Here is a 24,515-nt window from a genome sequence, read left to right on the forward strand (position 1 = left end):
TCCCATCCATGCACTCATTGCGTTCCTTCGCCGCCACAGGCAATCAAATCGCTTGCGTCATCGATGCGTGGGTGCTATCTTTGGAACCGGTTCCAAAATAAAAATATGCAGATCAACAGGTAGTGGAGAGCACCTTGGATTCAGTACGCAGCAACAAAAAAACAGCCTCCGGCGAGCCGCCACGGCCCGTGACCATCGCCCAGGTGGCGCGTGAGGCGGGCGTGTCGAAAACGAGCGTGTCGCGCTTTCTCGGCGGCGAACTCGATGCTCTGTCCGAGAACATCCGCCAGCAGATCGCCAGCACCATCGCGCGCCTTGGCTACCAGCCGAACCAGATGGCGCGGGGCCTCAAGCGGGGCCGCACGCGCCTGATCGGCATGGTCGTGGCGGACATGCTCAATCCCTACACGGTGGCCGTGCTGCAAGGCGTGGAAGCGGCTTGCCAGCAGCATGGCTATACCTTGATTCTGTGCAATACCGGCAATGACGAACAGCGCGAACGCCAGTCGCTGGCCGCGCTGCGCTCGTACAGCGTGGAAGGGCTGATCGTCAACACGCAGGGGCGCAACATTCAGTCGTCCGACTTGCAGCAGGCGGACATGCCCATCGTGCTGGTCGACCGCCGCATCGAGGGCGCCGATTTCGACCTCGTGGGCCTGGACAATGTGCAGGCGGGCCGGCTGGCCACCGCGCATCTGATCGAACAGGGTTTCGACGCCATCGCCTTCGTCGCGCCGCCATTGACGGGCGTCAGTTCGCGGCTGATGCGCGCCGAAGGGTTCCAGGCCGTGATGGCCGAGCATCCGGGCTGCGTGGGCGAAGTGCTGGCCGTGGACCTGGACGACCGGTCCGCCATCGACGCGCAGGTGCGGCAATGCCTGGCGCAGTGGCGCGGCCGCCGCGTGGCGCTGCTGGCCTCGAACGGCATGGTGGCGCTGGAACTGGCGCTGATGCTGCAGCGCCTTGCCTTGCGCATGCCGCAGGACGTGGGCTTGCTGGGCTTTGATGAATTGCCATGGTCGCCGCTGGCGGGCCTGAGCACGATCGAGCAGCAGACCTATGACATCGGCTTTTCGGCGATGACGTGCATGCTGTCGCGCCTGCAGGGCGATCAATGCCCGCCGCGCGAGGTGCTGTTGCCCGGCAAGTTGATTGTGCGTAATTCCACCCAAGGTAGCGAAGTACGCAAGGGCGGCGACGCTTGAGGACGGGAAGAGGGCGTCGCCCTTTTTTTTTGAGACAGTTATGGAACCGGTTTCATAGATGGTATTCACCTGGGAAAGGAGCGTGAATAGTCAGGCAGGGCAATGGTTGGCATGAAGTTGAAATGACACGGCAAGAGGCGATCCGAATCGTCCATTTGACAATATTCCCGGCAGTGCCTCGACGAGGCCGGTACCGGGATCACAGGAGACTGAAGCATGAAGATGACTACACTGTTGTATTCGAAGATCGTGGCGTGCGCGCTCGCAGCAACGTTTGCCCTGGGTGCGGCGGCCGATGCCGGCGCCCAGACGCTTGGCGACCTGATCAAAAAAGGCAAGCTGACCATCGGCGTGGTCAGCGGCACGCCGCCGTTCGGCAGCATCGACGCCAAGGGCGCGCCCGTCGGCTATGACGTCGACGTCGCCAACCTGATCGGCAAATACATGAACCTGCCCGTGGAAATAGTCCCGTTGACGGCGCCGTCGCGTGTGCCGTCGCTGGAGTCGGGCAAGGTCGATTTCCTCGTGGCGACCCTGGCGCCCACGCCGGAACGAGCCAAGACCCTGATGTTCACCATGCCTTACAGCGCGTTCGAACTGGCCATCGTCGCGCCGGTGGGCGGCAAATTCAAGGCCCTGGCCGAGTTGACGGGCAAGAAAGTGGGCGTGACGCGCGGCACCACCAACGACACGGCGCTGAGCCGCCTGGCGCCGGCCGGCACCAATATCGTGCGTTTCGAGGATGACGCCACCGTCACCCAGGCCTTGCTCAGCAAGCAGGTCGACGCCGTCTCGATCCCCAGCACGATGGCGCTCGACATCATCAAGACGCGCGGCGCGGGCAAGATCGAGGTCCGCTTCACCTACTCGCTGCAGCCGAACTCGATGGCGGTGCGCCGCGGCGACTTCGAGCTGCACCAGTGGCTCAACAACTTCATCTACTACGTCAAGCTGAACGGCGAACTCGACGTCATCGCGCGCAAGTGGAGCGGCGCGCCGCTGCCGGCGCTGCCGACTTTCTGATACAGCAAGCCGCATAGGAAAGTGCCCGTCCGTACGGCGCGCCGCCATGGTGGCGCGGCCGGGGACGCGCACGCAGACAAGGAGTTGAGTATGCCGTATGAATTTCATTTCGAACTCGTCATGCAATCGCTGGACCGCCTGTTGTGGGGCGCGGCGCTGACGATACGCCTGAGCGCCCTGGCGATGGTGCTGGGGCTGGCGGTGGGTGTCTGTGCCGCCGTCATCCTGAAGAACGGTCCCGCCTATGCCCGCGCCGTGGTGCGCGCGTATGTCGAGATCATCCGCAGCACGCCGTTCCTGGTGCAGCTGTTCATCATCTACTTCGGCTTGCCGTCGCTGGGCCTGCAGCTGGACGCCAACGGTGCGGCACTCGTCGCCATGACGGTCAACCTGGGCGCCTACGCTGCCGAAATCGTACGCGCCGGCATCGGCGCCGTGCATCCGTCGCAGCTCGAGGCGGCGCAGGCGCTGGGCATGACACGCTGGCAAGTGATGCGCCACGTGGTGCTGCTGCCGGCGCTGGAAAAGGTGTATCCGGCGCTGGCCAGCCAGTTCACCTTGATGATGCTCGCCTCGAGCGTCGTGTCGGCCATTTCCGCCGAAGAGCTGACCGCCGCCGCGCACCTGCTCGACGCGGAAACCTTCCGCAGCTTCGAGATCTACATCGTCGTGATGGTGCTGTACATCCTGCTGGCCCTGCTGTTCCGCTTCGGCTTCTGGGTGCTGGGCCAGATCGTCTTCAAACGCCGCCGCCGTCTGGGCGCGGCGCGCATGGGAGCTTGACATGATCAGTGACTTTTCCTGGGATAACCTGCAATTCCTGCTCGAGGCCACGCGCTGGACCATCGGCCTGTCGCTGATCGTCTTCATCACGGGCGGCATCGCCGGCTTCGCCGTGGCGCTGCTGCGCACGGCGCGCAGCCCGCTCCTGCGCTGCATCAGCGCCCTGTACATCCAGCTGGTCCAGGGCACGCCCGTGCTGATCGTGCTGTTCCTGACGTATTACGGGCTGGCCCTGTTCGGCTACAAGCTGTCGCCGGTCATCGCGGCCGGCGCGGCGATGACGATCTTTGCCAGCGCCTACCTGGGCGAGATCTGGCGCGGCTGCATCGAAGGCGTGCAGCGGCAGCAGTGGGAAGCGTCGGCCGCGCTGGCGCTGAACCGCTACCAGCAGCTGCGCTACGTCATCCTGCCGCAGGCGCTGCGCCATTCGCTGCCGCCGACCGTGGGCTTCATGGTGCAGATCATCAAGAACACCTCGATCACCTCGATCATCGGCGTGGTGGAACTGACGCGGGCAGGGCAACTGGTCAGCAATGCGACCTTCCTGCCTTTCATCGTCTTCCCCGTCGTCGCCCTGATCTACTTCGCGCTGTGCTATCCGCTGTCGCGCTACAGCCATTCACTGGAAAGGAAATTCCATGCCCATCGTTGAAATCGACAATATCAGCAAGAGCTTCGGCGCCAACCACGTGCTCAAGGGCGTGTCGTTCGCCGTCGAGCGGGGCCAGGTGATCGCCGTGATCGGCCGCAGCGGCTCCGGCAAGAGCACCATGCTGCGCTGTATCAACGGCCTGGAAACCATCGACAGCGGCAGCATCGTCGTCGCCGGCCACACGCTGACGGCGCGCCAGGAACACCTGCTCGACTTGCGCAAGGACGTCGGCATGGTCTTCCAGAGCTACAACCTGTTCCCCCACCTGACCGTGGAAGAAAACGTCATGCTGGCGCCGCGCATCGTCAAGAAGGTGCCCGACGCCCAGGGCCGCGCCACGGCGCTGCGCGTGCTCAAGCAGGTGGGCCTGGACCACAAGCGCGAGGCTTATCCCGAGCAGCTGTCGGGCGGCCAGCAGCAGCGCGTGGCGATCGCCCGTTCGCTGGCGATGGAGCCGCAGGTGATGCTGTTCGACGAAGTGACGTCGGCGCTCGACCCGGAACTGACGCAGGAAGTGCTGAAGGTGATGGAAGAGCTGGCGCAGGCGGGCATGACGATGCTCTTGGTGACGCACGAGATGGAGTTCGCGCGGCGCATGGCCGACGTCACCGTCTTCATGCACCAGGGATTGGTGTGGGAAAGCGGGCCGTCGGAAGCGTTTTTCAGCAACCCGCAGACACCCGAAGCGCGCCAGTTCGTCGGCGCGGGAGCGATCAAATGAGCCCCGTGCTGGTGGCGGCGTCGGCCTATGGCGCAAGCAGGGTAAGGCAGCTGGGGCAAAGCCATTTCATCGACGTGGTGGCCGATGCGGGCGGCGCCGGCATCGAGATCCGCCGCGAACTGTTCACCTCCGACTTGCCGGACCTGGCGCGCATGGGAGCGGCGGTGGCCGCGCGCGGCCTGTACTCCGTGTATTCCACGCCCATCGAATTGTGGGACGCGGACGGGCTGCTGCGGCAGGAACTGCTGCAGCAGATGCTGGACGAGGCGGCGCGCCTGGGGGCGCGCTACCTGAAAGTGTCGCTGGGCCATTACCCGGCCGCGCCGGACTTGCAGGCCTTGAGCGCGCAGCTGGCGGCCGCGCCCGTGGCGCTGCTGGTGGAGAACGACCAGACGGCCCATGGCGGCGCGCTGGCGCCGATGGTGCGTTTCCTGGCTGCGGCGCGCGACATCGGGCTGCCCGTGGGCCTGACCTTTGACATCGGCAACTGGCGCTGGGTGGGCGAGGATGCGCAGCAGGCGGCGCGCCTGCTGGCGCCGTACGTGCGCTATGTGCACTGCAAGGCCGTGCTGGAGGATGGGGGGCGGCTGTCCGCCTGCGCCGTCTCCGACGCCGATCCGGCCTGGCGCGCCGTCTTCGCGCACTTTGCGCCGGGCGTGCAGCGGGCCATCGAATTCCCGCTGGAGGCTACCGACCTGGTGGCCGAAACGGGCCGCTACATCCGGATGCTGGAGGCCGCATGACGGAACACGAAATGATGCATGGAGCGCATGCGCTCGACGTCGTCACCTACGGCGAAGCGATGGCGATGTTCGTTGCCGAGGAAACGGGCGACCTGGCGGCCGTGGCGCATTTCACGCGCCGCCTGGCCGGCGCCGAGACGAATGTCGCCATCGGCCTGGCGCGCCTCGGTTTGAAAGTCGGCTGGCTGAGCCGCGTGGGCGATGACTCGTTCGGCCGCTTCATCCGCGCCAGCGTGCAGGCCGAAGGCGTCGATTGCAGCCGGGTCGTCGCCGTCGCCGGCCAGTCCAGCGGCTTCCTGCTCAAGGAGAAGGCCGAGAACGGCGCCGATCCGCTGGTCGAGTACTTCCGCAAGGGTTCCGCCGCCAGCCGGCTGGCGCCCGAGCACTTCGACCCCGCCTATTTCCTGTCCGCGCGCCACCTGCACGCCACGGGCGTGGCCGCGGCGCTGTCCGCCACCAGCCTGGCGTTCGCCGGCCAGGCCATCGACTTCATGCGCAAGCATGGCCGGACCGTGTCGTTCGATCCGAATCTGCGGCCCTCGCTGTGGCCGTCGCAAGCCGTCATGGTCGAGCAGATCAACCGTCTCGCCGCCAGGGCCGACTGGGTGTTGCCGGGCCTGGGCGAGGGAAAAATCCTCACCGGTCACGACCTGCCGCGCGACGTCGCCGGCTTTTATCTGCAGCAGGGCGCGCGCCTGGTGGTCATCAAGCTGGGCGCCGAGGGCGCCTATTACCGCACGGCCGACGGCGACAGCGGCATGGTGCCGGGCGAGCGCGTGGACAAGGTGGTCGACACGGTGGGCGCCGGCGACGGCTTCGCGGCCGGCCTGGTCAGCGCCTTGCTGGAAGGCTTGCCGCTGGCGCAGGCGGTACGGCGCGGCAACAGAGTCGGCGCCTTCGCCATCCAGGTGGCAGGCGACATGGAAGGCTTGCCGACCCGCTCCCAGCTCGACGCGCTGGGCCAATCTTGAACCGAACAGGGGAACACTCGTGAAAAAACATGTGCTTGTGTATAAAAAGCTGGCCGAACCGCTGCTGGCGCGCCTGCGCGCCGAATGCGAGGTGACGTATTTCGAAGCGATCGACGCGGACAACCGCGCCGCGTTCGCCGCCGCCATCCGTGGCGCGCATGGCTTGCTGGGCGCCAGCGTGCGCCTGGACCGCGAACTGCTGGACCCGGCCGAAGACCTGCGCATCATTTCCACCATTTCGGTGGGCGTCGACCAGTTCGACGTCGACTACCTGCGCAAACGGGGCATCCTGCTGGCCAATACGCCGGACGTGCTGACGGAAACGACGGCCGACACGATCTTCGCGCTGATCCTCGCCAGCGCGCGGAGGGTCGTCGAGCTGGCCGAATTCGTCAAGGCGGGGCGCTGGACGCGCAGCGTGGGCGAAAGCCAGTACGGCGTCAACGTGCACGGCAAGACCATCGGCATGCTGGGCATGGGCCGCATCGGCCGCGCCGTCGCCCGCCGCGCCGCGCTCGGTTTCGGCATGCAGGTGCTGTACGTGAACGGCGAAGCCGTGCCCGAGGTGGAAGCGGCGCTGGGCGCGCGACAGGTGGCGCTCGACGAGCTGCTGGCCGGCTCCGATTTCGTCTGCGTGGTGCTGCCGCTGACGGCGCAGACGGAACGCATGATGGGGCGGCGCGAGTTCGCGCTGATGCGCCCCGGCGCCATCTTCATCAACGGTTCGCGCGGGCGCATCGTCGACGAGGCGGCGCTGATCGAGGCCCTGCAGCAGGGCACCATCCACGGCGCCGGCCTGGACGTGTTCGAGCGTGAACCGCTGGCGCCGGACAATCCGCTGCCGGGCATGGCCAACGTGGTGGCGCTGCCGCACATCGGCTCAGCCACGCATGAAACGCGCTACGCCATGGCGCAGCAAGCCGTGGACAACCTGCTGGCCGGCCTGCGCGGCGAGCGTCCGCGCCACCTGGTCAGCTAAGAACAGTATCCATAAAAAGACAGACAGGGAAAGAAATGAAGAACAAGGTAGCAAGGGCAATGATCATCGGTGCGGGCGCCTGCGGCGGCCTGTGCGCGGCGCAGTCGAACGTGGCCATGTACGGCATCGCGGACATGGGCGTGGTGTCCGAGAGCGGCGGCCCCGGAGGCAGGGTGCTCAAGCTGACGAGCGGCATCGCCAACGGCTCGCGGCTCGGTTTCAAGGGCAGCGAAGACCTGGGCGGCGGCATGACGGCGATCTTTACGATGGATGCGGGCATCCTGGCCGACACGGGCGCTTCGGCCCAGGGCGGCCTGCTGTTCGGGCGCCAGGCCTTCGTCGGCCTCGCCGGTGCGGCGGGCACTTTGCGGCTGGGCCGCCAGTACACGTTCATCGATAGCAGCCTGGGGGCGCTGGACCCGTTTTACCTGGGTTTTGCGGGCAGGATGAGCAATGTCTTCACGGCCGGCTACATCAGCCGGGTCGACAACAGCATCACCTACAGCTCGCCCGTGCGCGGTGGCCTTTCCGGCGAACTGGCGTACGGCTTCGGCGAAGTGCCGGGCGATGCCTCGGCCAGGCGCTACATGGGCGCGGCGGCCACCTATGCCAGCGGGCCGCTGTACGTGCGCATGGCGCACCAGGACGCCAACACCCTGTCAAGCGCGCTGTTGACGGGCAGGGCGCGCAACACGGTGCTGGGCGCCACCTGGGACTTCGGCGTGCTCAAGGCGCATGGCGCCGTCGCCGTCAGCAAGAGTACGGCGGGCGCCGCCACCACGGTCGACAGCGCGGACCTGATGCTGGGCGCCACCGTGCCCGTGGGCTCGCACCGCATCCTGTTTTCGTACGTGCGGCGCGACGACCGGCGCGCCGCCAACGGCGACGCTACCCAGCTCGGCATCGGCTATACGTACGCGCTGTCGAAACGCAGCACCTTGTACGCGGCCTACGCGCACATCGACAACCGCAACGGCGCCGCCTATGTGGTGGGCAACGCCACCGACAACGGCACCGGCAACCAGGCCTGGAACCTGGGCCTGCGCCACACTTTTTAACGGGAGAATCGAATGAAGAAAACCGGATGGATTTTGGTCGGCGCCAGCACCGTGGCGCGCGAATGGATGGTCGACGCGATCCGCCAGCAGGGCGACGCCGAGGTGCTGGCCGTGGTCAGCCGCGACGCCGCGCGCGGCGCCGCCTTTGCCGAACAATTCGGCATCGCCGCCAGCTATACCGACCTCGATGCGGCGCTGGCGCATCCGGGCGCGGATGCCGTGTACATCAGCACCACCAACGAATGGCACATGGCGCAGACCTTGCAGGCGGCGCGCGCGGGCAAGCACGTGCTGTGCGAGAAGCCGCTGGCGCTGAACCTGGACGACGCCCGCCGTATGCTCGACGGCTGCGCCGAGGCGGGCGTGGTGCTGGGGATTAACCACCACCTGCGCAACGCGGCCAGCCACGGCAAGGTGCGCGAGCTGATACGCGCTGGCGAGATCGGCCAGCCCCTGTATGGCCGCGTGCTGCACGCGAACAACCTGCCGCAGCACTTGCGCGGCTGGCGCCTAGATGCGCCGGAATCGGGCGGCGTCACGCTCGACATGTTCGTGCACGATGTCGACACCCTGCGCTTCCTGCTGGATTCGGAACCGCGCCACGTGACCGCCTGCGCCACCAGCGGCGGCATGACGGTGGCCGGGCTGGAAGAGGGGCTGATGGCCGTCATCGAATTCGACAACGGCACACTGGTGCAGGTGCACGACGCGTTCAACGCGCCGTATTCGCTGTCCGGCGTGGAAATCATCGGCACCAAGGGCACCATCTTCGCCACCGGCGTGATGACGCAGCGCCCCGTCGGCACCATCAGCCTGACGCGCGACGGCGGCAGCGTCGACATCCCCGTCGAGCACGAGAACCTGTACGTGCGCTCGGTGCGTGCCTTCCAGCGCGCCATGCGCGGCGAAGGGCAGCCGGCAGCCACGGGCGACGACGGCATGCGCGCGCTGGCGACGGCGCTGGCGGCGCAGCAGGCCAGCCGCAGCCACCAGCGCGTGACCCTGGCCGGCTGATAGCAGGCCACATAAGTAAAAAAGCCGCCTGATCGCAAAATCAGGCGGCTTTTTATCGGCTGGCGTCCGTGATTATTCTTCGCGGCGCAGATGAGGGAACAGCAGGACGTCGCGGATGTTCGGCGAATCCGTGATGATCATCATCAAACGGTCGATGCCGATGCCGCAGCCGCCGGCTGGTGGCATGCCGTATTCCAGCGCGCGGATGTAGTCGGCGTCGTAGAACATCGCCTCTTCATCGCCGGCGTCCTTGGCGGCCACTTGCGCCAGGAAGCGGGCCGACTGGTCTTCCGCATCGTTCAACTCGGAGAAGCCGTTGGCGATCTCGCGGCCCACCATGAACAATTCAAAGCGTTCGGTGATGCCGGCCACCGTGTCGGAAGCGCGCGCCAGCGGCGACACTTCTACGGGGTAGTCGATGATGTAGGTCGGTTCCCACAGCTGCGCTTCGGCCGTCTCTTCGAACAGCGCCAGTTGCAGCGCGCCCAGGCCGGCCGTGGCGAACGGCTTGACGCCGAATTTTTTCAGCTCTTCCTTGATGAATTCGGCATCGTTCAACTGCCCGGCGGTGTAGCCTGGAGCGTACTTGTTGATCGCTTCGACGATGGTCAGGCGGTGGAACGGCTTTGCCAGGTCCAGCTCGCGGCCGCCGTAGGTCAGGGTGGCGGTGCCGTGCGCGTCGATGGCGGCCTGGCGGATGACGGCTTCCGTGAAATCCATCAGCCATTTGTAGTCGGTATAGGCCGCATAGAATTCCATCATCGTGAATTCCGGGTTGTGACGGATCGACACGCCTTCGTTGCGGAAGTTACGGTTGATCTCGAACACGCGGTCGAAGCCGCCCACGACCAGGCGCTTCAGGTACAGCTCGGGCGCGATGCGCAGGAACATCTGCATGTCGAGCGCATTGTGGTGCGTGATGAACGGTTTTGCCGCGGCGCCGCCCGGAATCGTGTGCAGCATCGGCGTTTCCACTTCCATGAACTCGTTCTTTTCCATGAAGCGGCGGATCGACGAGATGGCGGCGGTGCGGGCCTTGAAGGTGCGGCGCGTCTCTTCGTTCATGATCAGGTCGACGTAGCGCTGGCGGTACTTCGTTTCCTGGTCGGCCAGGCCGTGGAATTTGTCCGGCAGCGGGCGCAGCGACTTGGTGATCAGGCGCAGTTCGGTGACCTTGATGGTCAGTTCGTCCGTCTTGGTCTTGAACAGCGTGCCCGTCACGCCCAGGATATCGCCCAGGTCATAGTGGTGCAGGGCGGCCATGGCCGCTTCGCCGGTGAGATCAAGCGTGGCGTAGATCTGGATGCGGCCGTCGGCCTTCGGGCCGGAAGCGTCTTGCAGGGTGGCGAAAGCGGCTTTTTTGCCTGCTTCGCGCTTGAGCATCATGCGGCCGGCCAGCACCACGGTGACAGGTTCGGCTTCCAGCTCTTCGCGCGTCTTGCCGCCGTATTGCGCGTGCAGATCGGCCGCCTTGTGCTCAGGGCGGAAATCGTTCGGGAAGGCGACGCCTTGTTCGCGCAGTGCTGCCAGCTTGACGCGGCGCTCGGCGATGATCTTGTTTTCATCGGGGGCGGCGGCTTGTTCTTGGATATCCGTAGTCATGGTGTTCTTCGTTGGTGATTATTGATGATGTGGTGCCAGCGCTGGCGCCACGCTGGCAAACAGTGCGTCGACGTCGAGTGCGGAGAAATCCGGCACGATGGCAATGATGTTGTCGAATGCGGCAAACGCCTCGGCCGGCAGGGTGGTGGTGAGTACCACGACGCGCATGCCGGCGCGGCGTGCCGCTTCCACGCCCAGGGGCGCGTCTTCGAAGACGATGCAGTCTTGCGGCAGCGCACCGGCCAGCTGTGCGCCTTTCAGGAACACGTCCGGGTGCGGCTTGCCCCGTTCCACGTCGGCGGCGCCGACGATGGCGTCGAAGCGGTGGCGCAGGTCCAGGCCGTCGAGCGTGAACGCGATATTCTCGTCTGGCGCGGCCGTGCCGACCACCAGCCCGATGCCGTGTTGGCGCGCGCTGGCGATCAGCCGGTCGAAGCCAAGCACCGTGGCCAGGTGCGGGCCATACAGTTCGCGGTAGACGACTTCCTTTTCCGCCAGCAGGGTGACGTGGTCGGCATCCTCGCCCAGGTACTTGGCGATGATTTCGTGTCCCTGCCGTCCTGCCGTGTCGCGGAAAAAGGCGTCCGCGTCCAGCGCATGGCCGTGGCGTTCAAAGAACGCCAGCCACGATGTCGTGTGGAAGGCCATGTTGTCGACGATCGTGCCATCCATGTCGAACAGGAAGGCGCGCTGCGCCAGTGCCGGAGCGGATGCGTTCATCCTTATACGCCCTGTTTCAGCGAGGCGGAGATGAAGTCGTCGATGTCTCCATCGAGCACGCCCTTGGTATTGCCCGTCTCGAAACCGGTGCGCAAGTCCTTGATGCGGGACTGGTCCAGCACGTAGGAGCGGATCTGGTGACCCCAGCCCACGTCCGTCTTCGAGTCTTCCAGCTTTTGCTGTTCGCTCATGCGCTTGCGCAGTTCATGCTCGTACAGTTTCGCTTTCAGCATTTCCATCGCTTCGGCGCGGTTGCGGTGCTGCGAACGGTCGTTCTGGCACTGCACCACGATGCCGGTCGGCGCATGGGTCATGCGGACGGCGGAGTCGGTTTTATTAATGTGCTGACCGCCGGCGCCCGACGCGCGATAGGTATCGACGCGGATATCGGCCGGGTTGACGTCGATCTCGATCGAATCGTCGACTTCCGGATACACGAACAGCGACGTGAACGACGTGTGGCGGCCGTTGGCCGAGTCGAACGGCGACTTGCGCACCAGGCGGTGCACGCCCGTTTCCGTGCGCAGGAAGCCGTAGGCGTGATCGCCCTCGACCTTCAGGGTGGCCGTCTTGATGCCAGCGACTTCGCCGTCGGACTGCTCGAGGATTTCAACTTTAAAACCCTTGCGTTCGCAATAGCGCAGGTACTGGCGCAACAGCATCGAAGCCCAGTCCTGGGCTTCCGTGCCGCCGGCGCCGGCCTGGATGTCGATGAAGCAGTTGTTCGGGTCCATCGGATTGTTGAACATCCGGCGGAATTCCATGCTTTCGATGACCTTGCGGATTTCCTGCACGTCCTGCTCGATCGCTTCCAGGGTCTCGTCGTCGCCTTCTTCACGGGCCATGTCGAACAGGTCGCGGGTGTCGCGCAGGTCGGCATCGGCCTTGGTCAGCGTGAAGACGATCGCTTCCAGCGCCTTCTTCTCTTTACCGAGGTCCTGGGCGCGCTTGGGATCGTTCCAGACGGTTGGATCTTCCAGCTCTTCGTTGACTTGCTCTAGTTTCTCCGACTTGACAGTGAAGTCAAAGATACCTCCGAAGTTCGGCTTCGCGGACCGTCAGGTCGTTGAGCAGGGCGGAGATGATATTGATGCGTTCGGCTTCCATAATGTTCTGGTCTTCTATGGTGAAATCAAACCCTGAATTATACGCGAGCGTGGCGCGTTTCCGCTGCCGCCGCGGCGCAATTGCGGCCGCGCGGGGCAATAAAATGCGTATTTTGCTATATTTGCGACAATATTTTTGCCTTGATGATGGCTATCGTGCTGCGTATGATGCTGGCGATATTGTCTTTCCACAGGAACATCTCATGCGCCACCCCCTGCGTCAACTGCCCCGTCTCGCCCTGTTACCGCTGCTGCTGGCCGGCTGCGGCGCCTTGCCGCCCGCCGCCACGGGACCCGCGCGGGCGCCTTCGGCCGCGCCGGCCGGCAGCAGCGCCACCCTGGCCCTGTTGGAGACGACGGACTTGCACGCGAATGTGCTCAGTTATGACTACTACAAGCTGCAGGCGGAACCGTCGATCGGCCTGGAACGCACGGCGGCCCTGATCGCCCAGGCGCGTGCGCAATTCCCGAACAATCTGCTGCTCGACAACGGCGACACCATCCAGGGCACGGCGCTGGCCGACTACCAGGCACTGGTAAAACCGCTGGCTTGCGACCAGACCCTGGCCATCTACAAGGCGATGAATCTGCTGAAAGTGGACGGCGGCGGCATCGGCAACCATGAATTCAACTACGGCCTGGCGTTTTTGAGCCAGGTGACGGGCAACCGCTTCGACGTCGACAGCGTCGACGCCGGCAAACCGCGCTGCGCCGGTCCCGCGTTCCCGCAAGTGCTGGCCAACGTCTACAGCGCCAGGACGGGCAAGCCCCTGTTTGCGCCGTATCACATCATCGACAAGCAGATCACGGCCACCGGTCCCGATGGCAAGGCCATCACCGCCACCGTGAAGGTGGGCATCATCGGCTTTGCGCCGCCCACCATCATGGCCTGGGACAAGCGCTGGCTGGAAGGGCGCGTCTACACGCAGGGCGTGCGCGAGACGGCGGAAAAATTCATTCCCGAGATGCGCGCGAATGGCGCCGAACTGGTGGTGGCGATCTCGCACGGCGGCCTCGATGACAGCCCGTACTCGCCGACCATGGAAAACGGCAATTACTACCTGTCGCAAGTGCCGGGCGTGGACGCCATGCTGATCGGCCACTCGCACCAGCTGTTCCCGAACGCCGCCAGCACGGTGCCGCAGTTTAATTTGCCCGGCGTCGACAAGGTCAAAGGATTGGTCAACGGCGTGCCCACCGTGATGGCCAATTTGTGGGGCAAGCACCTGGGCGTGATCGGCTTGCGCCTGCGCCACGACGGCAAGCAGTGGGTGGTCGACAAGAGCGCCACGACGGTGGAAGCGCGCGGCATCCAGAACGCGGACAAGAGTTATGTCACTCCCGATGCGGCCATCGCCACACTGGTGGCCAAGGAGCATGCGGCGACGATCGCCTACGTACAGACACCGGTCGGCGCCACGGACTTCCGTATGTCGACGTATTTCGCCGACGTGGGGGACGTGAGCGCCATCGAGGTCGTGAACCAGGCGCAATCGAGCTATCTGGCCGCGTATGTGAAGGCGAACCTGCCGCAGTACGCGCACTTGCCCGTGCTGTCGATGTCGTCGCCGTTCAAGAGCGGCTCGGCCGGCGTATCCGACTACACGGACGTGAAGGCGGGCAATGTGGCGCTGAACAATGCGGCCGACCTGTATTTGTATCCGAACGCGCTGTACGGCGTGAAGATGAATGGCGCGGAGCTGAAGGCCTGGCTGGAACAGTCGGCGCAGCGCTTCAATACCATCGACCCGAATAAGCTGGAAGCGCAGGAGCTGGTCAACACGGCCCACCCGAGCTACAACTTCGATATGATCACGAGCGCCGACGTGCGCTACCAGATCGACGTCACGCAGCCGCCGGGCCAGCGCATCCAGGGTCTGAGCTACAAAGGTAAACCTGTGAACGCGGCGCAGGAATTCCTGATCGCGACGAACAACTACCGCGCCAGCGGCGGCGGCAATTTCCCTGGCCTCGACGGCAGCAAGACGGTGGTGGCCTCGCCCGATAACAACCGCGAACTCTTGATCGCGTATGTGACGCAGCAGAAAAACCTGACGCGCGCGAAAAACGGTTCGGCGCGCAGCTGGCGCTTCGCCAAGGTGGCCACGAAAGGCCCTGTGGTGTTCCATTCCGCGCCGGGCGTGATCGAGCTGGCGAAAGCGGCCGACATCGACAACGTGACGCAGCTGAAAGCTGACGATGGCGCGGGCAAGGGCTTCGCGCTGTACCAGCTCGACCTGTCGAAATGAAGGCATGGTTGTGTGCCGTCGCCCTGGCCGTATCGCCGCTGGCATCGGCAGGGCCGGACCTGACGGCCCAGGCCAAGACCTTGATGCGCGCGGGAGTCGCGACCCAGCCGCAGGCACGCATCCTGTTTGAACGCGAGGCGGGGCAGGGCAGCGGCCCCGCCGCGTATTACCTGGGCTTGATGCTCAAGAACGGCATGGGCGGGCCGCAGGACGGTGCCGCCGCGCTGCGCTGGCTGGAACTGGCCGCGCAGCGGGGCGTGGCGCCCGCCATGTTCATCGTGGCGAACATGCTGCTCGATACCGACGAAGCCCGGGCGCGTTTCTGGCTCGACGCCGCCTGCGACCTGGACTACCCGGAAGCGCTGCAGCAGAAATCCGTGGCCCTGGCCGAAGGACAGATGGGCTACGCGCACAGCGAGGAGCAATCGTTCCTGTATCTGAAGATGGCCACGCATGCGATGGGGCACCGTCCGCCTGAGCCTTGAGGGCATGGCCGGCTGCCTGGGGTAGGCCTGTTGCAATTGGAATGTGTTGAAGGAATTGTTTGTTTTTGATCGGAAAGATTAATTCTTCGTGATCATTCTGACTGCTTATATTTTCTTTCAATAATTTGTTATTTGATAGTCATTATTGGCTTTTTTAAAAAATTGTATGGCAGTATTCGGCATATGGTTTTTTTATTAACTGGATGATTCCGGGAGCCCGTGTGCAAAGTCAAATGATTCGCCAACAAAAAACAATGTTTCACCATCGCCGAAGCGGTATACCGTTCTTGCCGAGGAAAATGGCGCATGCCATGCTCGGCATGTTTTGCCTGCTTGCCTCTACCGCGATGGCGCAATTGCCAGCGCCGATCAAGCAAGGCCATCCGCGGCTATTCCTGAATCAAGCCAGTTTCGATGCGCTGAAACCGCAATTGCCAAATCTGCCGGCCGCATTCCCAGCCGCAGGCGGCAGCATCAGCCTGGAGCTGTTCGCCGGGCGCAAGGATCCGCTCGATAGCGTCAACCAGCCGATTTTTGGCGAATTCAGTCCGAGCCGCAACGGCTTTTTTATCCGCCACGTCGATTCCTACGATAGCCCGGCCGGCGCGGCGGGGGAAAGCCTCGGTTTCCAGGTCGGTTTCCAGGTCAATGGACTGGACCAGTATCTGTCTGTCGCCAGGATCGATTTGAAACCCGATGTCTGGTCGAACATCCAGTTGTCATGGAACAGCCAGACCCATAAAGTTGACTTGAGAGTCAATGGCGTTGCCGTGCCCATGGGCTGGAGAACGGTCGACGGCACCGGCGCCACGCCACCGATGGAATGGAAGGCGGATGGGCAGATCAGCAGGATAGGCATGCGGCGCAACGAAACCATGCGCAATTTCCGTTTGCTCGATGGCGCTGGCCATGAATTGTGGCAAGCACCGGCGATGGATGCTTTGCTCAACAAGGCCTGGTACGGCTTCATAGAGCGTGTCGACGGACGGGTGAGCACGCTTCAAGCCTGCCCGCTGATTCCCCCTGCCAGCGGCGTGCCGGAGCTGTGCAACGTGGCCACTGGCAGCCGCGGCACGATTTATGAAACTGCGCAGATGCTGGCCATGGCCTACCGCCTGACTGGCAATGCGAAATATCTGAATGGCGCCCTGAATTACCTCGACAAGCTGCTGGTGACGCCCTCCGTGGCCGGCGGCGAGTGGTCGTCGGGCGGGCGCGTCGGCGCCATGGGCATCCTGTACGACTGGCTGTTTGCCGAAACGGGCGCGCGCGCCGTGCCCGACGCCGTGGGTTTCGGCAGCTACCGCGACCTGACGGCGCAGCGAATCAAGGAAACGATCGCCGCCGATACGGGCCAGGGGCACGAGAATCTGTTTGTCTCGATGTGCGGCTATCAGCAGTTGTATATCACCAGCACCAGTTTTGATTGCAAAAAAAAGCCCGTGTATGAACAGTGGGACCGCAGCGAATCGAAGCCGTCCATCGCCGGTTTCTATATCAGCGGCCACCCGTTCAGCGCCGTCAATAATGTCACCGTTGGCTTGCTGGCCATCGTCGACGAGCATCCGGAAGTGTTGCCGATGATTGAAACGTCGTATGCGCACTACGAAAAGGGTTTTCTTGCTGCACGCGCCCTGATTTCGGTCGACGGCGGCCACCATATGGGCTTTGCCTATGGCGTATCGAGCATTCCCGAGCGCCTGCTCCTGTGGCGCAGCGCGCTGGAAAGTACGGGGACGGCGCCCCTGTTGCAGGCCGACTGGCAAGCCAGGCTGATTTATCCGTATATCTACGGCTTGCGCCATGACGGCAGCTTTCCCGCCAGCGGCGACAATTTCACGACGCCGCTCGGCAGCACATTGATCGGACAGCTGGCGCTGGGCGCGGTGACGGATACGGCCGATGGCGTGGCCGGGAAGTTTTATCGCGAGCATGTCGTGGCGTCGCGCAGCGCGCACGATGCCCTGATACTGGAACGGCTGCTGTGGCCCGTTCAACTGCCGGCGGCGCCGCTGGAATCGCTGGAACTGTCGCGCCATTTCAGGACGTCGGGCCAGGTGCTGATGCGCGATACCTGGGACTATGCGAATGCCACGCTGCTGGAATTCAAATCGACGTCCTTTATCGCGGAAAATCACCAGCACTTCGACCAGAACAGTTTTTCGCTCAATTACAAGGCTCCGCTGCTGCTCGACACGGGCTTGTATGAAGAATATGGCAGCAGCCACTGGTGGAATTACTACACGCGCAGCATTGCCCACAATACGCTGCTGATATTTGACAAGAACGAGCGGTTCACGCGCGGAGACAGGGAATTCAGCAATGACGGCGGCCAATGGTTCTATGCGCCGAGACAGGGCTATCCGACGATCGAGGAAATCAGCCCTGCTGGCCCGAACGCGCTCGACGGCATCATCCGTTACGAAAATACGCCGCAGTACACCTACACCAGCGGCAATGCAAGCAAGGCCTATGCGTCCAGCAAGCTCGATATGGCCAACGGTTTTGTGCGCAACGTGCTGTTCCTGCGCTCGCCATCGTTCTGGGGCAAGCCGGTCACTGTCGTCTTCGATAGCGTGCGCAGCAAGCAGGCCTTGCCGGCCACGTTCCTGCTGCACACGGCAAATGATCCCGTATCGGGCGCGCCGGGCGTGACGGCGCTGGGCAATGGCCAGTACCAGCTGGACTACAAGGCCGGCCAGGAGCGCATCGCCACCATTCGCAATGGCGGCGGTATGCTGACGGCGCAGACGATCCTGCCGCTCAATGCCAGCGTGCGCAAGGCGGGCGGTGCGCAGGAGGGGGGCAATGGCTGCGCGCAGACCGATCTCGAAACTGGTGCTGTTGCCGGCAACGGCGCCGATTGCCGCTTCACCGTGCGCCGGCGCCAGGCCGATGGCAGTTACCTGTGGCGCAATCAGACGCCGCTGGTCAGCAAGCAGCAATCGTCGACCAGCGATGTCGGCGCCTGGCGCCTGGAAGTGGCGGCGCCCGCGGCGCCCGCCCTGAACGCGCCCGAGTACTTCCTGCATGTGCTGGCCGTTGCCGACAATGACGGCGGCACGGGACCGGCCGCTGCGCCGAGCGCCATACGCCTGGCTGCCGCGGCCAACACCGAGGCGCTGTTGCTGGGCAGTCAGCTGCATGTGCTGTTCAACCGCGACGTGGCGCCCGCCGCCCGCATGGACTGGGTCTCTACCCAAGCCGGCGGCGCCATCCTGGCGACAGGACTGAAACCGGGCGCGCACTACGCGTTGACGTCGGCACCGGCGGCCGGCGGCTACGCCTGGAGCCTGGCCGAAGCGGCCGATGGCGCAGGAACGTATCTGAGCTCGGACCAGGGCGTGCTCAGCATCGAGTAAGCCGCTTGCCTGGCGGCCGGGTCAAGCCTGAGCGTCTTTTTTAGGCCTGGCCCGCAAGCTGGCCGCCGCCTCGCCGATGGCGAACGGGTCGCGCGACAAAATGGCGGCGCCCAAGTCGACCAGCCGTGCCGCCGTGCCGATGGCCGCCTTGATGTCGGCGATGCGCTTGAGTTGCGACTTGCCCTTGGCGATGGCGCCCTCGATGTCGACGCGCGCCTGCTCGGCGCCTTCGGCCGTCAGGTAAATGCCATATGCGCGGAACAGCGCGACCATCTGGTCCAGGTGATTTTCATATTGTTCCAGCAGTGCGCGCTCGTCCGGCGCCAGCGCCTCGCGTTCGCGGATGCGCAATTCCAGCACCAGGCTCGACGCCTGCGCCAGGCTGTCGGCGATGGCGTAGCTTTGGTCTTTCGTCAGTTCGCTCAGTTCGCTCAGTTCGGTCAGCGGGGCCATGGGATACTCCTGTGTGCGCGCCGCTTACCAGCGGGCGGGGGCATAGAACGCCGCTTGCCGCTGCAGCGTGTCGACGTCGCGTGAAAATTGCGCCAGCTGCCGCTCCAGCTCCGGCGCCTCCAGATGGTCGAGATTGGCCCGCAGCGCGGCCACGCTCGCTTGCAGCGTGTCGACGGCGGCGACATACGCGGCGACGATCTTTTCCCTTTCCTGTAATTGCCGGCCTTCCAGGTGCAAGCGCGTGCGGATGTAATTGGCGGCCAGCGGTTCGCGCGGCGCGGCGTTATCGACGGCGCCGCGCAGCAGGTCCAGGTCGCGCAATTCATCCTGCAAGCCGGCCCGGTAACTGCGCTGCGCATACTCCTTGAGCGCATTGCTGACGATATCGACGGCGTCCTGCTCGTCGAGCAATTCGCGCAAGGCCGATTTCTGCCGGCGCTGTGTGGCCAGCCGGCTCAGATGCTCGCTCAGTTTGACGACCTTGGCCAGCTTGTCCGCATCGAGCAGGGGCGCGCCGGCGCCCGGCTGCGCCAGGCCGCCCAGCGCATCGCCGAGGCCGGAAAACTCTTCCTTGTAGACGGGCAGCCTGTCATCGGCCAGCGCCGCCATGGTCTGGGCATAGCGCAGCAGGACGTCGTTCAGGCTGGCGATCGACGCGCTGGCCTGCGCGATGGCGGCGCAATCGGCGCGCGCCGCCTGTTCGCTCGCTTGCGCATCGAAACGTTCTGCCAGGATCAGACGCTTGCGCATGGCCTTGTCCATGCAGCTGTGGACGCCGCCAGCCAGCATGGGTTCGAAGTGCAGCGACACCTTTTGCGTCTGTTCGGCAAAGGTGCGCACGGGCGCCAGGTTGGCGGCGCAGCCGCCCAACAGCAGGCTGGCGCTGGCGCAAAGAAGCAGGGTGGAAATGGACGAGTTCGACGGGCGCTGCATATGGCCTCCATGCGGTAGCAGTGGCTGACGGGGCCGGCGCGCGCGCGCTGGCATGGCCGACGTTAGCATGCTGGGCAGTCGCAGTATTGCGTCAGATCAGCACGCTGTGAAGTCGTCCGGCGGCCCCGCATCGGTGGCAGCACTGTTGCCAAATGGTGCAGTGTGTTCCAATTTGCCTCATATTTTCCTTACAAAAGACTGACATCGGACGCGTAATGCGGTCTTTTTCGCATGTTGCGACGCGTCATATGTAGTTGTTGCTGGTGCATGTTTACTCACCTACAATGATTTATCGATGGGGCGGTTATCCAGCGTACGACTATAAAAATAAGTGGCATTTAAAACGTTGTAGCAGAGGAGATGACAATGAATTTGAAACAGAAATTGCTCGTGGCAAGTTTGGTTTTGGGTTTCTCGCAGGCGGCAGTCGCAGCCGACCCCATCAAGATCGGTGTGTCCGGGCCGTTTACGGGCGGTTCCGCGCCGATGGGCGTGTCGATGCGCGACGGCGTCAAGCTGGCCGTCGCGGAAATCAATGCCAAGGGTGGGGTACTGGGCCGTTCCTTGCTGCTGATCGAGCGCGATGACGAAGCGAAGAACGAACGCGGCGTGCAGATCGCCCAGGAACTGATCAACAAGGAAAAGGTCGCCGCCACCGTCGGCTACATCAACACGGGCGTGGCGCTCGCTTCGCAGCGCTTCTACCAGGAAGCGAAAATTCCCGTCATGAACAATGTGGCGACGGGCTCCATCGTCACCAAGCAATTCGCCGACCAGCCGGAAAACTACATCTTCCGCAATGCGGCCAATGACACCATCCAGTCCGGCATGATCGTGCATGAGGCGATCGAGAACCGCAAGTTCAAGAAAGTGGCGATCCTGGCCGATTCCACCAATTACGGCCAGCTGGGCCGCGAAGACCTGGAGAAGGCGCTCGACAAGAAGGGCATCAAGCCCGTCGCCGTTGAAAAATACAACATCAAGGACGTCGACATGACGGCCCAGCTGCTGAAAGCCAAGCAGGCGGGTGCGGAAGTGGTGCTGACCTACGGCATCGGCCCGGAACTGGCGCAGATCGCCAACGGCATGGAAAAACTGGGCTGGAAAGTGCCGCTGATCGGCAGCTGGACCCTGGCCATGGGCAATTTCATCGACAACGCGGGCAAGAACGGCAATGGCACGCGCATGCCGCAAACCTTCATCCAGGACGCCAGCACGCCCAAGCGCAAGGCCTTCATCGACGCCTATGTGGCCGCCTACAAGCCGTCGGGCGGCCGCATGCCGTCGGCCGTCTCGGCCGCGCAGGGCTACGATTCCATCTACCTGCTGGCCGCGGCCTTCAAGCAGGCGGGCGGCACGGATGGCCCGAAAGTGCGCGCCGCGCTGGAAAACCTGAATGAGAAGGTGGAAGGCGCCGTCACCACCTACAACAAGCCGTTCAGCAAGACCAACCATGAGGCGATCACGGCCGAGCTGACCGTGTTTGGCGAAGTCAAGGACGGCAAGGTCGTCCTCGCGAAATAAGCCTGGCAGACATTCGCCGCGCCATGGCCAGCCTTGAGGAATCAGGACTGGCCATTTTTTTATCGACCGTCTTCCGGGGAACACCATGGAAATCTTCCTGCAGCTCGTCTTCAGCGGCATCGCGCTGGGCATGATCTATGCCGTCATCGCCTTCGGCTACCAGCTGACCTTTGCCACGTCCGGCACCCTCAACTTCGGCCAGGGCGAATCGCTGATGCTGGGCGCGCTCGTGGGCCTGTCCCTGGTGGGCACCATCCATGGCGGCCCCTACATGAGCTACCTGCTGATGATCCCCATCGTCATCGCCTTCGGCGCCCTGCAGGGCGTGTTCGTCGAGTGGATAGGCGTGCGGCCGGCCATCAAGATCAAGTCCGAATTCGGCTGGATCATGTCCACCATCGCGCTGGCCATCATTTTCAAGAACGTGGCGGAAAACATCTGGGGCAAGGATGACCTCATGTTCCCGTCGCCGCTGTCGGCCGCGCCGTTCCAGGTGTTTGGCGCCAACGTGCAGCAGATGCAGGTGGCCGTCATCGTCGGCGCGCTGGCCATCATGCTGGCCGTCGAAGTATTCAACCGCAAATCGATCTACGGCAAGGCCGTCGTGGCGACGGCCAACGACCGCGACGCGGCCGGTTTGATGGGCATCAACACGGGCATGGCCATCACCTTTTCGTATGCGCTGTCGTCGGCCACGGCCGCCTTTGCGGGCGTGCTGGTGGCGCCGCTGACATTGACGGGGGCCACCATGGGCGCCTCGCTGGGCTTGAAAGCGTTTGCCGTGGCCATCATCGGCGGCCTGACGTCGGGCGTGGGCGCCATCGTCGGCGGCCTGATTCTGGGCATCGCGGAAACGACCACCGGCTACTACATTTCCACCGGCTACAAGGAAGTGCCCGGCCTGTTGCTCTTGCTGCTGGTGCTGGCCGTCAAGCCGTCCGGCCTGTTCGGCAAAGCCGCGATCAAGAAAGTCTGAGGACCACATGAACAAGAAAATCACCATGCTGGCGCTGAGCGCGGCGGGCCTGGCCGCGCTCGCGCTGTTCCCCATCGTCATCCCAAACCCGTACTACATTCACCTGGCCGAAACCATCCTGATCTACGCCATCCTGCTGTTCGGCCTCGATATCGTCGTCGGCTACACGGGCCAGGTGTCGCTCGGTCACGCGGGCCTGTTCGGCATCGGTTCATATGCCACGGGCGTGCTGGTGTTCAAGCTGGGCGCGCCGTTCTGGCTGGCCATCCCCGCCAGTATCGCGGGCGCGGCCCTGTTTGGCGCCATCCTGGCCTTGCCGGCCCTGCGCGTGACGGGCCCCTACCTGGCCATGGTGACCCTGGCCTTCGGCACCATCGTGCAAATCCTGATCAACGAGATGAGCTTCCTGACGGAAGGGCCGATGGGCATCAAGATCCACAAGCCTGTCCTGTTCGGCCACAAGCTGACGGAAGTGGAGTACTACTACATGGTCGCCGCGCTGCTGGTGATCTCGCTGGTGGTGGTGCACCGCATCCTGAAGTCGAACCTGGGACGCGCGTTCGAAGCGCTGCGCGACAGTCCCATCGCCTCGGACTGCATGGGCGTGTCCGTGTATCGCTACAAGGTGTATGCCTTCGTCATCAGCGCCGGTTTCGCGGGCCTGGCCGGCAGCCTGTATGCGTATTCGGAAGAGTATATTTCGCCCAATACCTATAACTTCGAGCTGACGATCCTGTTCCTGCTGGCCGTCATCATGGGCGGACGCAAGACGCGTTCGGGCGCGCTGATCGGCGCCCTGATCGTTGTCATGCTGCCCAGCCTCTTGTCGGACATCGAATTGTTCCGCAAGATCGCCGTGTCCGCCGCCGTGCTGGGCGTGATCGGCTCCGCCTTCATGCTGGCGAAAAAACGCTCCACCGTGCGCGGCGTGCTCGTGCCTCTGGCGGCCACCATCGGCCTGGCCGCGTTTTCCTACAAGCTGGAAAACATGGTCGACTGGCGTTTGACCATCTTCGGCCTGATGACCCTGTTTGTCGTGTACTACCTGCAGGACGGCATCGTGGGCTTTTTGATGAGCTTTATCGGCAAGGGCCGGCGCCATGTGCAGGCCGTCGCTTCGCACGGCGTGGCGCCGTTCGACCACGCGCAGGGCGGGCAGCAGGGCGCGACCCTGCTGCGCGTGGACCAGGCCCTGATGCAGTTCGGCGGCCTGAAAGCGCTGAACCAGGTGGACCTGAACGTCACGCAAGGCTCCGTGCACGGCTTGATCGGGCCGAACGGCTCGGGCAAGAGCACGATGATGAATGTGCTCACGGGGATCTACAAGCCGACGGCGGGCAAGGTGGAATTTGCGGGCGCCGTCATTTCCGGGCGTACGCCGTCCGAAATCGCGCTGGGCGGCGTGGCGCGCACCTTCCAGAACGTGCAGCTGTTCGGCGAGATGACGGCCACCGAGAACGTGCTGGTGGGCTTGCACAATACGTTCAAGTCGAATGTGCTCGACGTGATGCTGCATACGCCGCGCTACAAGCGCGAAGAGACGGCGGCGCGCGAGCGGGCCGCCAGCATCCTCGAGTTCGTTGGCCTGGCGGACCTGGCCAACGAAGAGGCGCGCAATCTGCCGTATGGCAAGCAGCGCTTGCTGGAAATCGGCCGCGCGCTGGGCCTCAACCCGCGTCTGCTGCTGCTCGACGAGCCGGCGGCGGGCCTGACGGCGCCCGACATCAAGGAACTGATGGCCATCATCCGCAAGATCCGCGAGCACGGCATCACCATCATCCTGATCGAGCACCACATGGACGTGGTGATGGCCCTGTCGGACGTGGTGACGGTGCTCGATTTCGGCCAGAAGATCGCCGAAGGCGCGCCCGCGCTGGTCCAGAGCGATCCGAAAGTGATCGAAGCCTATTTGGGCGGCAGCGCCGACACCCTGAGCCCTGCGGCGCACTGAGAGGA

At 64.0% G+C, this 24,515-nt stretch carries 21 protein-coding genes; 16 read left to right on the forward strand and 5 right to left on the reverse strand.

Going from position 1 to position 24,515, the window contains the following annotated elements:
* Positions 1 to 134: 134 nt before the first annotated feature.
* The 10 genes from CSQ95_RS15715 to CSQ95_RS15760 all read left to right on the forward strand — a co-directional run bounded on the left by CSQ95_RS15715 (position 135) and on the right by CSQ95_RS15760 (position 9,149).
* Positions 135 to 1,205 carry a LacI family DNA-binding transcriptional regulator gene (locus CSQ95_RS15715; RefSeq protein ID WP_180279071.1) on the forward strand — a complete coding sequence of 357 codons (1,071 nt, stop codon included), beginning with the start codon at positions 135 to 137 and terminating at the stop codon, positions 1,203 to 1,205.
* A 216-nt stretch (positions 1,206 to 1,421) separates the two neighbouring features.
* On the forward strand, positions 1,422 to 2,228 hold the full coding sequence (locus CSQ95_RS15720; protein ID WP_099410164.1) for a transporter substrate-binding domain-containing protein: 807 nt from the start codon (positions 1,422 to 1,424) through the stop codon (positions 2,226 to 2,228).
* A gap of 90 nt (positions 2,229 to 2,318) precedes the next feature.
* The gene (locus tag CSQ95_RS15725; protein ID WP_099410165.1) at positions 2,319 to 3,011 is read left to right on the forward strand and encodes an amino acid ABC transporter permease; all 693 of its coding nucleotides are present in this window, start codon (positions 2,319 to 2,321) and stop codon (positions 3,009 to 3,011) included.
* Position 3,012: 1 nt separating this feature from the next.
* Positions 3,013 to 3,663: an amino acid ABC transporter permease gene (locus CSQ95_RS15730; protein WP_070219952.1), complete on the forward strand. Its 651-nt coding sequence runs from the start codon at positions 3,013 to 3,015 to the stop codon at positions 3,661 to 3,663.
* On the forward strand, positions 3,650 to 4,384 hold the full coding sequence (locus tag CSQ95_RS15735) for an amino acid ABC transporter ATP-binding protein (RefSeq protein WP_034755389.1): 735 nt from the start codon (positions 3,650 to 3,652) through the stop codon (positions 4,382 to 4,384). Before CSQ95_RS15730 ends, CSQ95_RS15735 begins: the two co-directional genes overlap by 14 nt.
* Positions 4,381 to 5,127, forward strand: coding sequence for a sugar phosphate isomerase/epimerase (locus CSQ95_RS15740; RefSeq protein WP_099410166.1), 747 nt, complete (start codon positions 4,381 to 4,383; stop codon positions 5,125 to 5,127). Before CSQ95_RS15735 ends, CSQ95_RS15740 begins: the two co-directional genes overlap by 4 nt.
* An 11-nt stretch (positions 5,128 to 5,138) precedes the next feature.
* Positions 5,139 to 6,098 (forward strand): sugar kinase, encoded by a 960-nt coding sequence (locus tag CSQ95_RS15745; protein WP_099410241.1) that lies wholly within the window; start codon positions 5,139 to 5,141, stop codon positions 6,096 to 6,098.
* Between the two features lie 19 nt (positions 6,099 to 6,117).
* Positions 6,118 to 7,077, forward strand: a complete 960-nt coding sequence (locus CSQ95_RS15750; protein WP_099410167.1) for a D-glycerate dehydrogenase — start codon at positions 6,118 to 6,120, stop codon at positions 7,075 to 7,077.
* Positions 7,078 to 7,112: 35 nt separating this feature from the next.
* Complete coding sequence (locus CSQ95_RS15755; RefSeq protein WP_099410168.1) at positions 7,113 to 8,135, forward strand: porin; 1,023 nt, start codon at positions 7,113 to 7,115, stop codon at positions 8,133 to 8,135.
* Between the two features lie 12 nt (positions 8,136 to 8,147).
* Complete coding sequence (locus CSQ95_RS15760) at positions 8,148 to 9,149, forward strand: Gfo/Idh/MocA family protein (protein WP_099410169.1); 1,002 nt, start codon at positions 8,148 to 8,150, stop codon at positions 9,147 to 9,149.
* Positions 9,150 to 9,221: 72 nt separating this feature from the next.
* Here CSQ95_RS15760 and lysS read toward each other — a convergent pair whose 3' ends face one another.
* The 3 genes from lysS to prfB form a co-directional block, all read right to left on the reverse strand.
* Positions 9,222 to 10,751, reverse strand: a complete 1,530-nt coding sequence (gene lysS, locus CSQ95_RS15765; RefSeq protein WP_077405689.1) for a lysine--tRNA ligase — start codon at positions 10,749 to 10,751, stop codon at positions 9,222 to 9,224.
* Between the two features lie 18 nt (positions 10,752 to 10,769).
* Positions 10,770 to 11,471, reverse strand: a complete 702-nt coding sequence (locus CSQ95_RS15770) for an HAD family phosphatase (RefSeq protein ID WP_099410170.1) — start codon at positions 11,469 to 11,471, stop codon at positions 10,770 to 10,772.
* A 2-nt stretch (positions 11,472 to 11,473) separates the two neighbouring features.
* A protein-coding gene (gene prfB / locus CSQ95_RS15775; RefSeq protein ID WP_121669803.1) for a peptide chain release factor 2 occupies positions 11,474 to 12,578 on the reverse strand; the annotation gives its coding sequence in 2 pieces (ribosomal slippage) (positions 11,474 to 12,496 and positions 12,498 to 12,578; 1,104 coding nt in all).
* 202 nt (positions 12,579 to 12,780) lie between these two features.
* Here prfB and CSQ95_RS15785 point away from each other — a divergent pair.
* From CSQ95_RS15785 to CSQ95_RS15795, 3 genes are all read left to right on the forward strand, one after another.
* Positions 12,781 to 14,826: a bifunctional 2',3'-cyclic-nucleotide 2'-phosphodiesterase/3'-nucleotidase gene (locus tag CSQ95_RS15785; protein WP_099410171.1), complete on the forward strand. Its 2,046-nt coding sequence runs from the start codon at positions 12,781 to 12,783 to the stop codon at positions 14,824 to 14,826.
* Positions 14,823 to 15,311, forward strand: a complete 489-nt coding sequence (locus CSQ95_RS15790) for a tetratricopeptide repeat protein (protein WP_143449984.1) — start codon at positions 14,823 to 14,825, stop codon at positions 15,309 to 15,311. Before CSQ95_RS15785 ends, CSQ95_RS15790 begins: the two co-directional genes overlap by 4 nt.
* Positions 15,312 to 15,622: 311 nt before the next feature.
* Positions 15,623 to 18,673 carry a heparinase II/III family protein gene (locus CSQ95_RS15795; RefSeq protein ID WP_143449985.1) on the forward strand — a complete coding sequence of 1,017 codons (3,051 nt, stop codon included), beginning with the start codon at positions 15,623 to 15,625 and terminating at the stop codon, positions 18,671 to 18,673.
* A 21-nt stretch (positions 18,674 to 18,694) separates the two neighbouring features.
* On the opposite strand, the gene CSQ95_RS15800 is transcribed toward CSQ95_RS15795, so the two are convergent.
* Entirely contained in the window at positions 18,695 to 19,126 is a 432-nt protein-coding gene (locus tag CSQ95_RS15800) for a hypothetical protein (RefSeq protein ID WP_099410174.1), read from the reverse strand.
* Positions 19,127 to 19,150: 24 nt separating this feature from the next.
* A complete protein-coding gene (locus tag CSQ95_RS15805) occupies positions 19,151 to 20,059 on the reverse strand; it encodes a hypothetical protein (RefSeq protein WP_099410175.1) in 909 nt (302 codons plus the stop codon).
* 366 nt (positions 20,060 to 20,425) lie between these two features.
* Here CSQ95_RS15805 and CSQ95_RS15810 point away from each other — a divergent pair, with 366 nt between their 5' ends.
* The 3 genes from CSQ95_RS15810 (at position 20,426) to CSQ95_RS15820 (ending at position 24,510) form a co-directional block, all read left to right on the forward strand.
* Positions 20,426 to 21,583, forward strand: a complete 1,158-nt coding sequence (locus CSQ95_RS15810) for an ABC transporter substrate-binding protein (RefSeq protein ID WP_076571165.1) — start codon at positions 20,426 to 20,428, stop codon at positions 21,581 to 21,583.
* An 85-nt stretch (positions 21,584 to 21,668) separates the two neighbouring features.
* Positions 21,669 to 22,559 carry a branched-chain amino acid ABC transporter permease gene (locus CSQ95_RS15815; RefSeq protein ID WP_099410176.1) on the forward strand — a complete coding sequence of 297 codons (891 nt, stop codon included), beginning with the start codon at positions 21,669 to 21,671 and terminating at the stop codon, positions 22,557 to 22,559.
* 7 nt (positions 22,560 to 22,566) lie between these two features.
* Complete coding sequence (locus tag CSQ95_RS15820) at positions 22,567 to 24,510, forward strand: ATP-binding cassette domain-containing protein (RefSeq protein WP_099410177.1); 1,944 nt, start codon at positions 22,567 to 22,569, stop codon at positions 24,508 to 24,510.
* Positions 24,511 to 24,515: the final 5 nt, after the last annotated feature.

This window comes from Janthinobacterium sp. BJB304, from assembly GCF_002735765.1.
Lineage (GTDB): Bacteria > Pseudomonadota > Gammaproteobacteria > Burkholderiales > Burkholderiaceae_D > Janthinobacterium.

Bases quoted from the DNA above. Each gene is read 5' to 3' on its own strand.
- CSQ95_RS15720 (WP_099410164.1), top strand. From the start codon at position 1,422: ATGAAGATGACTACACTGTTGTATTCGAAGATCGTGGCGTGCGCGCTC.
- CSQ95_RS15725 (WP_099410165.1), top strand. From the start codon at position 2,319: ATGCCGTATGAATTTCATTTCGAACTCGTCATGCAATCGCTGGACCGC.
- CSQ95_RS15730 (WP_070219952.1), top strand. From the start codon at position 3,013: ATGATCAGTGACTTTTCCTGGGATAACCTGCAATTCCTGCTCGAGGCC.
- CSQ95_RS15735 (WP_034755389.1), top strand. From the start codon at position 3,650: ATGCCCATCGTTGAAATCGACAATATCAGCAAGAGCTTCGGCGCCAAC.
- CSQ95_RS15740 (WP_099410166.1), top strand. From the start codon at position 4,381: ATGAGCCCCGTGCTGGTGGCGGCGTCGGCCTATGGCGCAAGCAGGGTA.
- CSQ95_RS15745 (WP_099410241.1), top strand. From the start codon at position 5,139: ATGATGCATGGAGCGCATGCGCTCGACGTCGTCACCTACGGCGAAGCG.
- CSQ95_RS15755 (WP_099410168.1), top strand. From the start codon at position 7,113: ATGAAGAACAAGGTAGCAAGGGCAATGATCATCGGTGCGGGCGCCTGC.
- CSQ95_RS15760 (WP_099410169.1), top strand. From the start codon at position 8,148: ATGAAGAAAACCGGATGGATTTTGGTCGGCGCCAGCACCGTGGCGCGC.
- lysS (WP_077405689.1), bottom strand. From the start codon at position 10,751: ATGACTACGGATATCCAAGAACAAGCCGCCGCCCCCGATGAAAACAAG.
- CSQ95_RS15770 (WP_099410170.1), bottom strand. From the start codon at position 11,471: ATGAACGCATCCGCTCCGGCACTGGCGCAGCGCGCCTTCCTGTTCGAC.
- CSQ95_RS15785 (WP_099410171.1), top strand. From the start codon at position 12,781: ATGCGCCACCCCCTGCGTCAACTGCCCCGTCTCGCCCTGTTACCGCTG.
- CSQ95_RS15790 (WP_143449984.1), top strand. From the start codon at position 14,823: ATGAAGGCATGGTTGTGTGCCGTCGCCCTGGCCGTATCGCCGCTGGCA.
- CSQ95_RS15795 (WP_143449985.1), top strand. From the start codon at position 15,623: ATGCTCGGCATGTTTTGCCTGCTTGCCTCTACCGCGATGGCGCAATTG.
- CSQ95_RS15800 (WP_099410174.1), bottom strand. From the start codon at position 19,126: ATGGCCCCGCTGACCGAACTGAGCGAACTGAGCGAACTGACGAAAGAC.
- CSQ95_RS15805 (WP_099410175.1), bottom strand. From the start codon at position 20,059: ATGCAGCGCCCGTCGAACTCGTCCATTTCCACCCTGCTTCTTTGCGCC.
- CSQ95_RS15810 (WP_076571165.1), top strand. From the start codon at position 20,426: ATGAATTTGAAACAGAAATTGCTCGTGGCAAGTTTGGTTTTGGGTTTC.
- CSQ95_RS15815 (WP_099410176.1), top strand. From the start codon at position 21,669: ATGGAAATCTTCCTGCAGCTCGTCTTCAGCGGCATCGCGCTGGGCATG.
- CSQ95_RS15820 (WP_099410177.1), top strand. From the start codon at position 22,567: ATGAACAAGAAAATCACCATGCTGGCGCTGAGCGCGGCGGGCCTGGCC.